Here is a 14653-nt window from a genome sequence, read left to right as displayed (position 1 = left end):
CGACCCGCGCGATCAGGATTTCAGACACGATTGCTCGGCACACTGTTACCCCGTGCCGGGCAGCTAGCGGTTGAGTGGTCATCGCGGGACTTGCGGGTTGGGATTTGATGTCAAGGAATCGAGGGATAGACCGGTCAGGCCGTTGTTGCGGGTGGTGTGAATCTACGGAGGGGGAATTCGCGGGTGCGGCGCCGCGTTAGCCCACCTGTTGCAAAGGGCAAGCTATGCATTAAGCGATGTCTGAAAACCCGCATCCATACTCTGCTCCATCGAACCACAATGACCGACTTTTCGGCACAACCGTTCGCCGCGTTTAGCCAATCCATTTCGTTCAACTCCACGCTGGGTCTCGTCGTGATCGTCGGGGCGGTGCTCGTCACGATTGCTTCTTACCAGAGATGTATCCTGTGGTTTGGTGACGCAACGCCAGGCTATGTCGCCTGCTTTGGGTGGATCTTGGGCATCTCCGTCTCCAATTTCATTTTGGTCTTCGCCTTCTCAGCCCTGATGGGGCCCGCCGGCGGACGAGTGCTGCTGGTGTTCGCCTGTTTTTTGGCGGTGTACTGGACGTCTTGTGCCGCCAAATGTGGACTGATGCAGTCGATCTTTATTCTGTTTGCGCACTCGATCTTTTCGGGTCTCGGGACGGTGTTGATTTTTTGGGCCGCGGTTGTGTTCCAATACTTGGTGGTCACGACCGAGCAACCCGTCACGTCGTCAGCAACTGCGACCCCGGTGATGTTGCAACCGGTCGATGCCTCGACGGCAGCCAATCCGGTCGGACTGCCGCCTGTCCAACCGGTTTCGGGGCACGATTCCCCGTCTCAACGCCGTGCGGTGCCGGGAACGAAGGCGAATCCGTTTTTTCAGTAGTGTGATCGCGTGGCCGGTATCGTTGTGCCGTTGCCCGGTTCTGCAGGCTCCTACCCACCCACCCGGCCGGTCTGCCCCGAACCAGCTCAACGCTCTCCCAAGGCCGCGAACTTGGTCAATGGCGGTGGCGAACCGTTGCCATTGGGGTGCCGACGCGATAGCATCGATTCTTCCGGGGGTCGCTCTCCCGATCCACATGCTTCACGGGAGTCACGGTGTTATGGGATCTTGCAGTCTTACTTTCTGTCGACGATTGATTCAATCGAAGGCATCCGTCTGGACCTTCATGTTGCTCACGCTGTTTGCCGTCTCCGGCGGCTGCAAAGAATCGAGTCGGGACGAGGCGACCGATGGCTTGGAACCGCCGGTGGTGCACGATTCCATGGCCGCGGATTCCGACGACTCGCCGGCAACCGTCCCCAGCACCTCGGATGATTCTGAATCGGATCTGCCGGGCAAGCCGCTGCCGGAGAAACTGGCCGTCGGGGACAAGAGTCCTGGTCTGGCGATTGCGAAATGGGTCCGTGGCGAACCGGTCGAAGAACCACTTCGTGATCGTGTCCACGTGGTTGAATTCTGGGCGACCTGGTGCGGCCCCTGTCGTGCCGGTATGCCGCACATCACCGAGCTGCAATCCGAGTTCGCCGACGACGTCACCTTCATCGGTGTGACTCGCGAAGACGAAGCGACGGTCGAAGGCTTTCTTGCTGACAACGCAACAGGCGAACAAACCTGGGACGACATCATCGGCTATCGACTGGCGATCGACGAGAACGACTGGATGAACTTGGCGTACATGAAGGCCGCTGGGCAAGGCGGAATCCCGTGCGCCTTCATCGTCGGACGTGATGGAGTCGTCGAATGGATCGGGCACCCCGGGACCATCGATGAACCGCTCAAGGAGATTGTCGACGGAACCTGGGACCGCGAAGCCGCGATCGCCGAATACAAACAGCAAGAGCAGTTGCAGCAGCTGTCCGCAGAAGTTGGCAAACTGCTGCGAGCCCAAGATTGGGATGCTGCGTTGGAGCGACTCAATCAATTCGAAAAAGAATTCGGATCGTCCAAGACGCTGCTCAACTATCGCGTGAGGGTTCTGGAAATCGCCGGACGAACCGGCGAGGCGGCGGTGGCTCGTGAAGCGTTGGTCGAATTGGCCTGGGATGATGCGATGCTGCTGGGGCAAATCGCTTGGACCACCGCGACCAATGGCGACCCCTCGGATCTGGAACTCGCGCTCAAAGCTGCCAAGCGGGCGTCCGAGTTGCAACAAAACGAAAACGGGCCGATCCTCGATACGTTGGCGCGATGCTACTACGAGCTCGGACAGCTGGATGAAGCCATCAAGTACCAGCGGATGGCCGTCGAGCATGCCAACGGACAACGGCAAATCGAAGCAACGCTCCAGGGTTACCTGGACGAAAAGGCCGAAGCCGAAAAGACGGATGCGGCTGAAAAGTCAGAGGAAATGAAGGCTGAGGAAGCGGAAGCGAAGGAAGCGGAAGCGAAGGCAGCGGAAGCGAAGGCAGCGGAAGCGAAGGCAGCGGAAGCGAAGGCAGCGGAAGCTGAGGAAGCAGAAGCTAAGGAAGCGGAAGCGAAGGAAGCGGAAGCTAAGGAAGCAGAAGCGAAGGAAGCAGAAGCTAAGGAAACGGAAGCAGACGACGCCTAATGGGGCATGACGTCGGCGTAGCCGTCTCGCCGAGGCGCGTAATGCTTCTGGGGCGTGGGTCTTGCGAAAGCTCCCCCACGCCCTATGAGGTCGTGCCGGTTTTAGGTCGTTGATCAAAATGGGTTTTCGTCACTCTCCCCGGGGGCATTGGTATCGACACCTCTTTTGCTTGTCAGATCTGTTCTGAGAGGTTCCTGGGGCGGCGCAACCCTCGCAAAGGCTCGGTTTGCTTGCCCCAGGCTAGGGATATGCATGCCCTTTGGGCAAAAAGCGACTGGTCTAGATACCAATGCCCCCCGGGACAGTCGAGCGTAGCGAGGCGAGGGTTTTTGTTGCTGCTCGGGGCGCAACCCTGGCCGGCGAAGTGAACACCGCGATTGACCGTTCGACCTGCCCTCGCTTCGCTCGACCCTCCTGCCAGGAGGGTGACTTTAAAACCGCGAGACCTCCTACCCGAAGAGCGAGTTGTGGTGGACGACTCGGCAGGAAGAAACCGAGGAAACAGCAGACCTGTACGCCCGTTTCAGCGGTGCCCTACACGCCCCTTAGGGTGAAACTGGATGCCGCTATCGGGGTGGATGGTGATCCTTGCCGAGATGAGATTGACGGGCGGGGTGGGAAGCGAACAATCTGGAAGTCCGTTTCCGTCGAGTCGTGGTCGTCACCAGTTCGCAGCTGTTGGTTGCCATCGCTCCAGCGGGGAATCCGTTCCATCCGATCAAGTCAAGGAAGCAAATGATGCCTCACGCTCCGTCGACACTCTCCGAAAGTGAAATCGCTCAAATCGAGCAACACAAGTATTTCTTAAGCGAAAAGGCCGGCTATGACGTCGGCTGGGAACACGCCGAACAGGATTGGCGTGAACACTTTGGGCCACAGGCCGCCACTGCCGAGTCCGCCACTGCGACGGTTCGTCCCAAGGGTCTCGGCGGGTTCTTCAAACGGTTGATTTCCCGAGCAGCCGTCTAACGCGATGCCCAGGGAACTTGCCCGGGGAACTTGCCCCGAGACGATGCTCGTTCCCAGGTTCTACCTGGGAGCGAGTCAAAATCGCCGGTCGCGCGATGCGTGACATCTGGCTCATCTCGCACCGACGCTGTCGCTACGAGATCGCTTGACGTCGGTGTGTTTCGCACTTATGAGCCTGCGATCCCGTCGGGCGTTTGGTCGGGGCGGGGCGGCGCGGCCGCGGCAGAATCTTCGGCGGCAGAATGATTCGGGGCAGAATGATTCTGGGCAGATGGATCGGCCGGTTCGGAAGGAGCTTCGTCGTCGGCCGCAGCGGTTTGATCGAGTTCGGCAATCGCATATTGGACACGCCGCTGAACGAATTCGACGTGCAAACGCAGATTGTAGAACTCTTCCATGTAAGAAAGTGGAACGGATTTCAAGTCATCCAGTTCGCCTTGCATTTGAACCAGCGTCGTGACATTTTTTTTCAGCCGCTGGAGATCCGATTCGTTGCGCAATTCGGACTCGATCCCCCGCAAGATCTCGTACCATCGATAGATTCTCGAGCGGATCCGCCAGCGATACAGCGGCGGTGCCATGCGGAACAACGGCAGCAGTAACGTCAACGCCGGCAACAGCAAGATCTTTCCCCGACTGATAGCCGATGCGACCCAAAACGGCAGGTACTTTTGCAGGAACGGAGGTCCATCTTCAAAGTACACGCGGGCCGATTGGTTCAGCGGAAACTCGATGAACTCGGTCGATGGCAGGCGGCCCGGTTGCAACAAGCTCTCACGCCCGCGATGGGTTTGCGACGCCGCCCGCAACAGCAGGGGAATCAGCGCGTCGTGCAGCGATCGGGTGGCGATCAAGTTCGCCGCCGGCGCGATCAGTTGAACGTCTTGGTGGGGGTAGTCATGTTCCAAATCAATCACGCCGCGTTGCAGTGTGACGGCGGTCAAAAACGGGTGACGCCGGACGTATGCATCGTCCCGTTGAAAGCTCAGCAGCTGGATGTCGGGCGAAGCGATCATCTCGCGGACCAACGTCGATTGCGGCGACAGGACGAACATGGCGACATCGACCTGACCGTTCTTCAGACGCTCGGCCGCTTCGCGGCCTCCGACTTGCACCCGAGTCGAGCCGGCGTCGGCATCGATCCCATTTTCGTCCAACAACAACGTCGCGATCGATTCGGTTCCGCTGTCGCTGCGGCCGATCGCGATCGCCTTCCCTTTTAGGTCGCGCAGATCGGCCAGCGTTTCGTCGCCGCGATAAAACACCCAGAGCGGTTCGAAGTAGAGGCTGGCCAAGGCTTCGATTTCGACCGCGCCGCTGAATGATTTCGGCGCCGTGCCGCCTTGAACGATCGCCAAGTTGACTTCCGGATCGGATTCCAACAGCCGATAATTTTCGATCGAACCGGCCGTCGGACGCAGTTCCAGCGTCACGCCCTGGCGTCCCAGGTAGTCGCGGTATTGCATCGCAAATCGGTGGTACGCCCCATCGTCGGACCCGGTCGCCATGACGATGGTGCGTGGCGGAGCCGGCTGGATAAAAAACCAGGCCAGGGCAAATCCGAACAAGACGACCAAAAATCCACCGCCCCAGACTTTGAGCAGCAAGCCTCGCAATTGGCGCCGCGTTTCGCGAAAGTGCTCGGTCAGCAAACTTTCACGGTGATGGTTCGTGTTCTCAGTCAAATGCTCGTTCCCGAATCACTTCGTTGGTCCATTGGGCCATTCGGAGACGACCGAGCAGCGCGCGTTCAGTGTTGCTTGATCGAATCGATGGTCGGTGGGGCGTAATTGCCGTGCCACATCTGTTCGAACGTGTCATGGTTGGCGGCATGCGCCACCGCCTCATCATGAGTGATCACATCCTGTTTCGCCAGATCGACCAAATACTTCTCAACGATAAACGATTCCGACATCACTTGCTGCATGCCGGCGCGAATTCCCTGGGCATCGCCGGACATGATGCAGTCGGCGATTTGTTTGGTGTCGTTGAACAGAAACTCCAACGCGGGAATCCGTCCGCCCTTGACCTTGGCAACCAGACGCTGGCAAATGATGCATTTGACGCAATCGCGGAGTTGAAGCCGCACCAGGTCACGTTCGATCGGGTCAAAGAAACTGACGATCCGAGTGACGACCTCGGATGCCGTGTTGGCGTGCAGCGTGCTGATGACCAGGTGTCCCGTCGCCGCGGCACTGATCGCCGAGCGGATGGTATCGCTGTCACGCATCTCGCCGACAAAGATGACATCCGGGTCCTGACGCAGCGCCGCACGGACGGCTTCGTTGAACGATTCGACGTCTTCGCCCACCTGACGCTGAGAAATGATCGACTTCTTGTTCACCTGAGCGTACTCGACGGGATCTTCGATTGTCAGAATGTGCCGGGCTTGATTTTGGTTGATCCAATCGATCAACGAAGCGACCGTGGTCGATTTCCCGCTGCCGGTCATCCCGGTGACCAAGACCAACCCGAAGTGCAGGCCGCCCAACTTTTTCATCACATCGTTGGGAATCTGAAGATCATCAAAGGACGGGATCGCCTCGGGCAAAAAACGTAACGTGCAATGGGGAACTCCGCCACGAATGAATGCCGAGACCCTGGCAAATCCGACACCGACCTGATGGTAACGAAAACTGCATTGCGAATGTTCCTGGTACTCTTTCCAGTCCTTTTCCGGCGCGATCTCCTTGATCAACGCCGTGATCTGCTCGGCCGTCAGGGGATGCCGTAAGTCGGATCGACGAATCGCATTGTCGACGCGGAACACGGGATCGGCGTCGGGGTACAGATGAAGATCGCTGGCGCGGAACTTCACCATCGCCTCCATCAAACGATGCGGGCGAAGCGTCTCGCGGCGAAACCGCTCGCCTTGAAAACGCCAAACGTCCGGCAACAGCAGCTTTCCGGAGATCTCCTTGATCGCATCCATGGAAGCGGCACTGTGATGCGCCACCTTGAGAAACTCAACACAGAAAACGCCTTCTTCTTCCGTCACCGCGGCGTTGGGGGGAAATGATTGGGCGGATTCCCCGAGTGCCGCGAGCGTCTCGGCATCGGCGCCGATGCGAATCTTGTAGGAGTCGAACGGGCCATCGAAACCCTTGCGCAGCGCTTGCAGTTCGATCCCGCTGGCGTGTGCGACGATCTTTTTCGCCCCACCGTACGTCCGGCGAATCTCGGCTTCGATGATCTCGGCAATCACCGCCAAATCAGATTGCTGTCCGACGCCGATAATCTTCTCTGCCATGGCTTGTCCCCTGTTCGGTTGGCCATCCTGTCCGTCTGCGTGACCCCCTGATTCTCGACCTGACGATCGCCCCGGTCAATCGTCAGGCCTGCTGTGGCGATGGCGAAACGACAATTCGATCCCTGGCGACATGGCGTCACCGCGGTCGCCGCGTGATGCGTCGTCGACCGCCGCAGGCGGATAAAATGTGGTTGACGGACCGGCACAGGCTCGTATACTTTGCAATGCAAAGTAAAACGATTTTCTCCGATCCGGACCACTGTGATGGAACTTCGCGAGGCGCTTCGCCAGATTTCCGAAATACGGGCGTGTGTCGCGCGGAGCGAAATGTTTCGCGGCTATCGATCGGCAACCGTTGGCTTTTCCGCAGTGATCGGGATGATCGCCGCGGCGTTTCAATCGCAATGGGTCGCAACACCGGCGACGGATTTGGGACGTTATTTGGTCGGCTGGGTGTCTGTCGCTGCGGTCAGCGTGATCGTGGTGGCCGCCGAATTCATCTGGCGCAGCGAGATCAACGGCGCGGGGCGATCGCGCCAGATGACGCGTCTGGCGGTCGAACAATTCGCGCCATGCATCGTCGTCGGGGCGTTGATGACGCTCTCGATTTATCGTTACGCCCCCCAGGTCGGCTGGATGTTGCCGGGGCTGTGGGCGTTGATCTTCGGCCTCGGCGTGTTTGCCTCCTATCGTCTGATGCCACGTCAGGTGTTTTGGGTCGGCGCCTATTACATCGCCTGCGGTTGTGGGTGCCTGCAATGGGGACAAGGCGGGAACGCATTTTCTCCTTGGCTGATGTTCATCACCTTCGGCGGCGGCCAGCTGCTCAGCGCCGCGATTCTGTATTGGTATCTGGAGCGACCCGATGCCCGCTAAACGAAACTCGAAATCGACAAGCTCGCAGCCTGCCCCTGCCGGATCGGGACGATTCGCCTACGGCGGACTCGATCGCGTCATGCATGAAAAGGCTCGACTGGGCATCCTGGCCTCTCTGGCCGCGCACGATGGTGGTTTGCTGTTCAACGATCTCAAACAACTCTGCTCACTCACCGACGGAAACCTGAGTCGTCATCTGGGCGTCTTGAGCGACGCGGGGCTGGTCGAAATCTGGAAGGGCACCGGCGGAACACGGCCCCAAACCATGTATCGCTTGACCGACGTGGGACGCTCCCGTTTTGCCGACTACATCAACGAACTGGAACGCGTGATCGCCGACGCGCAACTCGATGCCGCGCCGCGCGCCGAATCCTCCAGTCGCCGCCAGCGGGATGCTCGTGGCTGGTCTTCGGCCTGAACGACGTCTCTTTTTTTACTTATTCACTTTGTATTGCAAAGCCAAGGCAGCAGGACCTTCCATGAACGTGATTCGCGCCGACGAGATGGGGATGTGTTTTGGTGTACGCGACGCGTTGCAGATCGCCGCGGAAGTCGAGGATCCGACTGAGGTGACGATTCACGGTGAACTGGTGCATAACCGGATCGTCAACGAGCGGCTCGCCGATGCGGGGTTTCGGCAATCCGATGAACAGCATCGTGACTGCCGCGCCGAAACCCCGTTGGTCTTGATCACGGCACACGGCGTCAGCGATGCCGAACGCGAACGTTTGCGGTCCGCCGGCAAGCAATTGATCGACACAACTTGTCCGCTCGTTCGACGCGTTCATGACGCGGCAGCTGAACTTCGGGCCGAGGGTCGGCACGTCATCGTGATCGGAAAGAAGGGGCATGTCGAGGTCCGGGGGATTGTCGACGATCTGGACGCCTATGACGTGGTCGCCGGCGTCGAGGACGTTCGGGTTTACCCGTCGAATCGGCTTGGCATTTTGAGCCAGACGACGATGCCGAGCGACGTGGTTGAATCGGTCACGCGAGAGATTCATCAGCAGAACCGTGGCGCGGACATTCGCTTCGTCGACACGGTTTGCCACCCGACCAAGCGTCGGCAAGCGGCGATGTTGACCTTGCTTGATCGCGTCGACGCCGTGGTTGTCGTCGGCGGAGCAAACTCCAACAACACGCGGCGGCTGGTCGAACTTTGCCGGCAACATGACAAGCCGGCCTTTCATGTCCAATCGGCCGACGACCTCCGGCCGGAATGGTTTGATGCCTACGACAACGTGGGATTAACCGCCGGCACGTCAACGCTGGACGAAACCATTGATCAGGTGCACCGCACGCTGTTGCATTTGGGACATTGCCACGAAGAAACAGGATGGACGAAATGAAACGTTGGGTCCCCCGCGCGATGCGGATCGCTCCAGAACTTGATCCGCACACGCCCACTGCTCCGGTCCGCGAGCGGCAGGCGTTGTTGATCAACCCGTTCTATCCTAAGGATCCGCACGCCAGTTTTGGCAAACATGTGTTGACGCCGACGCTGGCGCTGACCAGTGTCGCCGCCAGCACCCCGGCCGATTGGGACGTCCGGTATTGGGATGAGAACCTGCTGCAGGGTCCTCCGCCGAGCGACCCGATGCCGGCGGTCGTCGGCATCACGGTCCATCTGACGTTTGCCCGGCGTGCTTATGAACTTGCCCGCTGGTATCGCCAACGCGGATCCGTCGTCATCCTGGGCGGGTTGCACGTGATCTCTTGCCCCGACGAGGCCGCACCGCACGCCGACGCACTGGCGATCGGTGACGGGGTTGCCCTGTGGGGGCAGATTCTGCGTGACGTTGAAAACGGCTGTTTGCAAGCGACCTATCGCGCCGACTTTCGTCGACCCTATCGAGATGATCCGCCGCCTCGACGTGATCTGTTGCCCCGCAACAGTTTCTTGACGACATCCAGTTTGATCGCGACTCGCGGCTGCCACAATCGCTGCGGGTTCTGCTACCTCTCGACCAAGGGCTTGCACATGCCCTACCTGATGCGGGATGTCGAGCAGATCGCCGAAGAGTTTCAACGCGACGGGCAACCGTACGCCGTGTTCACCGATAATAACCTGGGATCAAAGCCCGAGTATTTGAGACAGCTGTGTCGCGCGCTGCGACCGCTGGAGAAAATCTGGAGTGCCGCGGTCAGCATCGATGTGACTGACGACCCCAGCTTGGTGCGTGAGATGGCGCTGGCGGGATGCACCGGCGTGTTTATCGGGTTTGAATCGTTGCAAAACGACAACATCACCGACGCCAAGAAGAAAAGCCCGAACACCGAAGACTACGCGCGTCGCGTCGCCCTGTTGCACGACAACGGCATTCAGGTCAACGGAAGTTTTGTGTTGGGGTTCGACCACGACCGCGAAGACGTTTTTGAAAACACGATTCGCTGGGTCGAAGAGAACCGTCTGGAGTGTGCGACGTTTCACATCATGACGCCCTATCCGGAAACACCGCTCTTTCGACAGTTGGAATCCGAGGGGCGGTTGCTGCATCGCGATTGGAGCAAGTATGACACGGCCAACGTCGTGTTTCGGCCCAAGCACATGAGTCCCGAACAGTTGGCGGCCGGTTATGAACTCTGTTACGACCGGCTGTTTTCCCACACGTCGATTTGGCGTCGGCGCCCAAAAGACTGGCGTGCGGTCCCCGCCTATTTGGCGATGTCGTATTTGTACAAACGCTCCAACTGGATGTGGCACCTGCTGATCAAGTATCGATTGACCGCGGCGGTTTGGCGACCGCTGGTGGAATGGACGCGGCGGCGACACGTTAGATTTCGTCGCCGTTTGGAGGCCAAGCCCGAGACGTCCCGCCGCGGCAGCACCGTCGTTTCGGCCGGGGTGTAGGAATAGTTCACGCTGGGCGTGACGGGTGTGTGCGATCAAGATGTCACTGGAACGATCCGATGCCGTCCCAGGCAGCGAACCATTGATCCACCCTTTCCGGCCGCAGACGATCGTCGTCATCATCGGGATCAATCAATGGACTCGGCACAGCGACCGACAAACGTGTCGGCGGCTGCGACGTCGCTTGCCCGGCTGGCGGTGGCGGTTGCAGGGCCAAGAAATTCAGGACGTGGAGCGCATCGCGTGGCGTGATGTCCCCATCGCGGTTGACATCGAAACGCCAATCGGTCGCCGTCGGAAAACCCGATGCGAGTCGATTGATCACGTTCAAGGCATCCAGCGGAGAAACCTGATCGCGACCGTTGACGTTGAGCGGATTGAGCACCGAGGTGAGCGCCCGATCGAGTTCCGCTTTGCTGACCAGGTCCGGAGTCACCGGATCGGGCGCACCCGGCAGTGCCACTAGGTCGGCATATTGGTTTTCAAAGGGGGCAAAATCGCTGACATCCACGATGCCGGAATGATTCAAATCAACGTACGGTGGCGCCACGCTGGTCGAGTTGCCGAACCAGTGCGCGAACGTCGCAAAGTCCAACAGGTCGACGCGGGCGTTGCCGTTCCAATCCCCCTTCAAGACGAAGAACCGGTTGATGCGATCGCCGGTCCATGTGAATTGGGGGCCGGAGGTGACGGCGGGTGAAAGCACCAATCGGTAGCGGCCATCGGGTAGCTGTCCCTGGTCCAGCTGGATCGTGATCGTCGTGCTACCGGGTTCAAAGATGACTTGATCGTTCCGCAGCGCGATCTCGACGGGCGTTTCGAACCCCGTCACTCCCAAATTGGTCAACACCATCCCGCCGGAGGGAATGCTTGGGATGCTGGCTCCAAGTTCGATCACGATGTCACGCAACTGACTGCGTTGTCGGATCCAAGATGTGGGTTGCGTCCCATGCGGCAGGTTGCCGGGGTCGCTACGAAGCGTGTTGAGCCTGACGACTGGGGGATCGGCCGGGTCGCCGATGATGGTTCCGACCGCCGACGCCATAGTGCCGACCAGGTAGGGGCGTCCGGTCATTTCCAATTCACGCGACGCGTCACGGGTGAACTGGTTGACCGACAGGAGCGTGTGTCCGGCAAACGCGAAGCTGTCGTTGCCGTCCAACGCGAGCCCGTAAACGTCGATAAAGTTCTCGCCCGGATCTTGCGCGGGTTTGGGGGCATTCTCGATCGTGCCACCGGTCCCCGGCGTCTGGATTTCGATCAGGGAATCAAAGCTCTCACTGGGGCGTCGTGCCGAAAGCACCAAGTGCCCCGCCGAAAGGTAATCGAGATCACCGCTGGATTTGTAATCGCTTGCCAGGAGACGGGCCGCCAGTGCACCGTCGATGTCGAAGACCGTGGTCACGTTGTGAAGGACGAGCAGATTGCCGGACTTTTCCAGATCCAAAAGTTTGAGATCGAGGAAGTTGGCGCCGACGGCAAACAGGTCACCCGATTCGCTGCCGAAGTCGCCGTTGCGACTGTCGATCAGGGCATTGGCGCGGGGGATGCCGTGGAAGTTGATGAAGGTCGATGCGATCACGCCGGCGTTGATTTGGTCCGGGTGCACTTCGTACAAGCGATCCGCCGTGATCGCGATCAGATCACCGTCTTCGGTGAACGCGATGTCGGTGATCGTTTGGGGGCTGGCAATCGTGCCCAGGACGTGCACACAACCGGTGTCGACGTCCACGGTGGCCAACCGATTTTCATCATCGACGAGATAATAATCGGTTTGCCGTCGGGTGACGAAATGAGCGGCGGCGCCGTAGACCGGTCCAAACTCGTCCGCCGCGACGATCGTCACGACGATGTTTTCGTCACGTTCGATCAGGTTGTCCCGGATCGGCTTGACCGACAGCTTGACGGTCGACTCGCCCGGATAAAACGTCGCCGTCGCGGTCACCGGTCCGGTCGCCGGAGGTTCGTCGGGGAAGAAAATCGTGTCGTTCTTGATCTCGCGAGCGGTATAGTCGACGTCGTAGAGGGCGTCACCGGAGAGTTCAAACTTGACCGTCAGAAAGTCCTCGGTCTCATCACGCGTCATCGAATAGACGATGCGTTTGAGCGGGTCTTCGGCGATCGCGACCGGTGATTCGGCGGTGACCGAAATCGTCGCGACCAATAACCGACGGTCCTCCAAGGTTTCCACGCGGTGACGTCGCGACCGAATCGATGGTGTCGTGGACCGATTTCTAAGCGGTCGTCTGCGTTTGCCAGTCAGGCTACGGGGCCACATGGAGCTTGCTGCGGGAGGAGGGGATGCAACGCTATGAAGCATTTATTAGCGGTAGGGCGCGAGCCCTCCGGTGTTCGGGTAACGCTGGTGAACCGGAGGGCTTGCGCCCTGCCGCTAAAACCTCGAAAAACACGGGAAATAAATGCTTCACCGCGCAAGGGGGAACAGGTTCGGACGCAGCCAAACGACCACTGCAGAAGGCGTAACGTGCACCAAAACCCCGCCCAGAGTGTCATTTTCAGGCATTCCAAACCGCTCGGTGAGACTGGTTTGACGCGCCATTGTGCTTGGAGGTGCCCGTCAATTCAGCCGGGAAGGGTATTTTTTTAGGCTGCCCACCCAATCGACGGGTGTGTCGCACCTTTTATGCCCGGCGGATGGGCTGGGGGCAAAAGATTGATTGGTCAGAAGATTGATTGGTCAAAAGATTGATTGGTCAAAAGATTGATTGGTCAAAAGATTGATTGGTCAAAAGATTGATTGGTCAAAAGATTGATTGGTCAAAAAATGGAGTCAATGAGCAGCAGCCACCTTTCGGGGACCAACATGTTTTGACCACCCCATGTTTTGACCATTCTTCGAAGCCAATGCGGCCCCGACGAAAACGGAATCTTGGAAACGTCAGAACAATTGAGAGGGGGCAGACTTTGGAGGGCAAACGGCTTCGATTGCAATGTCACGATCACCGCGAGCTGACGAAGCGGGGGGGCATGCCGATTGTTCAGAAGGAACGAGATCTTCTTGCGTTTGCAAAGGTGCTCGATGAGGCGTGGGGCGCGGACCTCTGCACCAAGGTCGCTTCAGAAGTCTTCCCATTCAAGACGATGGTGTATCGAGCATCGGGGCGCTGCGGTGCAGCGCCCCGATGCGGGCGGATGTCCGAAGTGGAGCAGCTACCGAAGACGGTTGACCCAGAAACCGTCGTCAGTCGCATTGAACGCTCCGACCTTTCAAATGAAAGGACAGGAAACGATTCCCGCAAAACGTTTGCCTACGTTCGAATATCCGCCTGTGTATTGGTGTTTTCATCGGGTTTTGGCCTGGTTCGGTCGCGTCGACGGCCGTCAGGTCCAAGCCATGAACGCCGAAATAGTCGCCCACCGGTGGTGCTGTCAATGGCGATCTGGATTTCATTCCCGACGACGCGTGCCCAGGCTCTGGACCAGCACCCGCGACTGATCTTGTTTTCAGCCGTTGGTGCAGCTTACAAGGCACTTCAACCCGTTCACCACCACCATTTCGCTGCGGGCGGATGATGCTTTCCAACCAACCCTCTTCGCCACCACGATCGGTGACCGCCCAGTCAGCGCTGCGACTGTTGGCCGTTGCCGTGTTGACCTGCGTTTCCATTCCATCGACCTGCACGGTGCACGGTCAAATCCCCGCGCCGCCGCCGGCGGATCTCGCGCCGCTGCCCGATGACCCGGCCACCATCATGGCCGTCGTGGGCCAATCGCCGATCCTGTGGGGGGACATCCAGCCGAAAGTCGACGGCCGAATCCAGCAAGTGCTCAAGGAACAAAACCTGAAGTTACCCCCAGAGCAACTTGCCCCGGCGAGAATGAATCTGGCTCGCGGTGCGCTGACCCAAGCGATCCAGACCAAGATGATGAGCGAATCGTTCTTGCTGGAACAAGTCGGCACCCAGGCCGCGTCGAAACGACGCGAAGTCAGCGAGATGATGACCAGCCGGGCGCGGCAGATGTTCTTCGAAAACGAGCTGGAAGGACTTAAAGAAAAGTATGAGACCGAAGACCTGACGGAACTCGATGCCAAGCTGCGTGAAACCGGAACGTCCTTGCGGGCACGTCAGCGTGAATTCACCGACATGATGCTCGGTCACATGTACATGCGCAGCAAGATCGAAAAAGATCCCACCGTGACGAT

Annotated in this window: 11 protein-coding genes and 1 pseudogene; 9 read left to right on the top strand and 3 right to left on the bottom strand. The window is 59.0% G+C overall.

Annotated features, from left to right (window positions below):
• Positions 1–279 precede the first annotated feature (279 nt).
• The 3 genes from ABX749_RS05050 to ABX749_RS05040 all read left to right on the top strand — a co-directional run bounded on the left by ABX749_RS05050 (position 280) and on the right by ABX749_RS05040 (position 3511).
• The gene (locus ABX749_RS05050; protein WP_145209659.1) at positions 280–873 is read left to right on the top strand and encodes a hypothetical protein; all 594 of its coding nucleotides are present in this window, start codon (positions 280–282) and stop codon (positions 871–873) included.
• 253 nt (positions 874–1126) lie between these two features.
• A complete protein-coding gene (locus ABX749_RS05045; protein WP_372895030.1) occupies positions 1127–2542 on the top strand; it encodes a redoxin domain-containing protein in 1416 nt (471 codons plus the stop codon).
• A gap of 735 nt (positions 2543–3277) precedes the next feature.
• On the top strand, positions 3278–3511 hold the full coding sequence (locus ABX749_RS05040) for a hypothetical protein (protein ID WP_372895029.1): 234 nt from the start codon (positions 3278–3280) through the stop codon (positions 3509–3511).
• A 167-nt stretch (positions 3512–3678) separates the two neighbouring features.
• Here ABX749_RS05040 and ABX749_RS05035 read toward each other — a convergent pair whose 3' ends face one another.
• Positions 3679–5196 carry a TAXI family TRAP transporter solute-binding subunit gene (locus ABX749_RS05035; RefSeq protein ID WP_372895028.1) on the bottom strand — a complete coding sequence of 506 codons (1518 nt, stop codon included), beginning with the start codon at positions 5194–5196 and terminating at the stop codon, positions 3679–3681.
• Between the two features lie 65 nt (positions 5197–5261).
• Entirely contained in the window at positions 5262–6761 is a 1500-nt protein-coding gene (locus ABX749_RS05030; RefSeq protein ID WP_372895027.1) for a type IV pilus twitching motility protein PilT, read from the bottom strand.
• A gap of 264 nt (positions 6762–7025) precedes the next feature.
• Here ABX749_RS05030 and ABX749_RS05025 point away from each other — a divergent pair, with 264 nt between their 5' ends.
• The 4 genes from ABX749_RS05025 (at position 7026) to ABX749_RS05010 (ending at position 10488) form a co-directional block, all read left to right on the top strand.
• Positions 7026–7637, top strand: coding sequence for a hypothetical protein (locus tag ABX749_RS05025; RefSeq protein WP_372895026.1), 612 nt, complete (start codon positions 7026–7028; stop codon positions 7635–7637).
• Positions 7627–8055 (top strand): transcriptional regulator, encoded by a 429-nt coding sequence (locus ABX749_RS05020; RefSeq protein ID WP_145209642.1) that lies wholly within the window; start codon positions 7627–7629, stop codon positions 8053–8055. Before ABX749_RS05025 ends, ABX749_RS05020 begins: the two co-directional genes overlap by 11 nt.
• 61 nt (positions 8056–8116) lie before the next feature.
• Positions 8117–8986, top strand: coding sequence for a 4-hydroxy-3-methylbut-2-enyl diphosphate reductase (gene ispH, locus ABX749_RS05015; protein WP_372895025.1), 870 nt, complete (start codon positions 8117–8119; stop codon positions 8984–8986).
• A complete protein-coding gene (locus ABX749_RS05010) occupies positions 8983–10488 on the top strand; it encodes a radical SAM protein (protein ID WP_372895024.1) in 1506 nt (501 codons plus the stop codon). Before ispH ends, ABX749_RS05010 begins: the two co-directional genes overlap by 4 nt.
• 43 nt (positions 10489–10531) lie before the next feature.
• On the opposite strand, the gene ABX749_RS05005 is transcribed toward ABX749_RS05010, so the two are convergent.
• A complete protein-coding gene (locus ABX749_RS05005; RefSeq protein WP_372895023.1) occupies positions 10532–12679 on the bottom strand; it encodes a dockerin type I domain-containing protein in 2148 nt (715 codons plus the stop codon).
• A gap of 551 nt (positions 12680–13230) precedes the next feature.
• Here ABX749_RS05005 and ABX749_RS05000 point away from each other — a divergent pair.
• On the top strand, positions 13231–14022 hold the full coding sequence (locus ABX749_RS05000) for a hypothetical protein (protein ID WP_372895022.1): 792 nt from the start codon (positions 13231–13233) through the stop codon (positions 14020–14022).
• A 35-nt stretch (positions 14023–14057) separates the two neighbouring features.
• Positions 14058–14653 (top strand): annotated as a pseudogene (locus ABX749_RS04995) (peptidyl-prolyl cis-trans isomerase); the annotation flags it as partial.

It is taken from the genome of Stieleria sp. (genome assembly GCF_041595215.1).
Lineage (GTDB): Bacteria > Planctomycetota > Planctomycetia > Pirellulales > Pirellulaceae > Stieleria > Stieleria magnilauensis.
The sequence above is the reverse complement of the archived record's forward strand: the minus strand, read 5'-3'. Positions and strand labels throughout refer to the sequence as shown.

Coding starts and splice junctions, on each gene's coding strand:
- ABX749_RS05050 (WP_145209659.1), top strand. CDS start 280: ATGACCGACTTTTCGGCACAACCGTTCGCCGCGTTTAGCCAATCCATT.
- ABX749_RS05040 (WP_372895029.1), top strand. CDS start 3,278: ATGATGCCTCACGCTCCGTCGACACTCTCCGAAAGTGAAATCGCTCAA.
- ABX749_RS05030 (WP_372895027.1), bottom strand. CDS start 6,761: ATGGCAGAGAAGATTATCGGCGTCGGACAGCAATCTGATTTGGCGGTG.
- ABX749_RS05025 (WP_372895026.1), top strand. CDS start 7,026: ATGGAACTTCGCGAGGCGCTTCGCCAGATTTCCGAAATACGGGCGTGT.
- ABX749_RS05020 (WP_145209642.1), top strand. CDS start 7,627: ATGCCCGCTAAACGAAACTCGAAATCGACAAGCTCGCAGCCTGCCCCT.
- ispH (WP_372895025.1), top strand. CDS start 8,117: ATGAACGTGATTCGCGCCGACGAGATGGGGATGTGTTTTGGTGTACGC.
- ABX749_RS05010 (WP_372895024.1), top strand. CDS start 8,983: ATGAAACGTTGGGTCCCCCGCGCGATGCGGATCGCTCCAGAACTTGAT.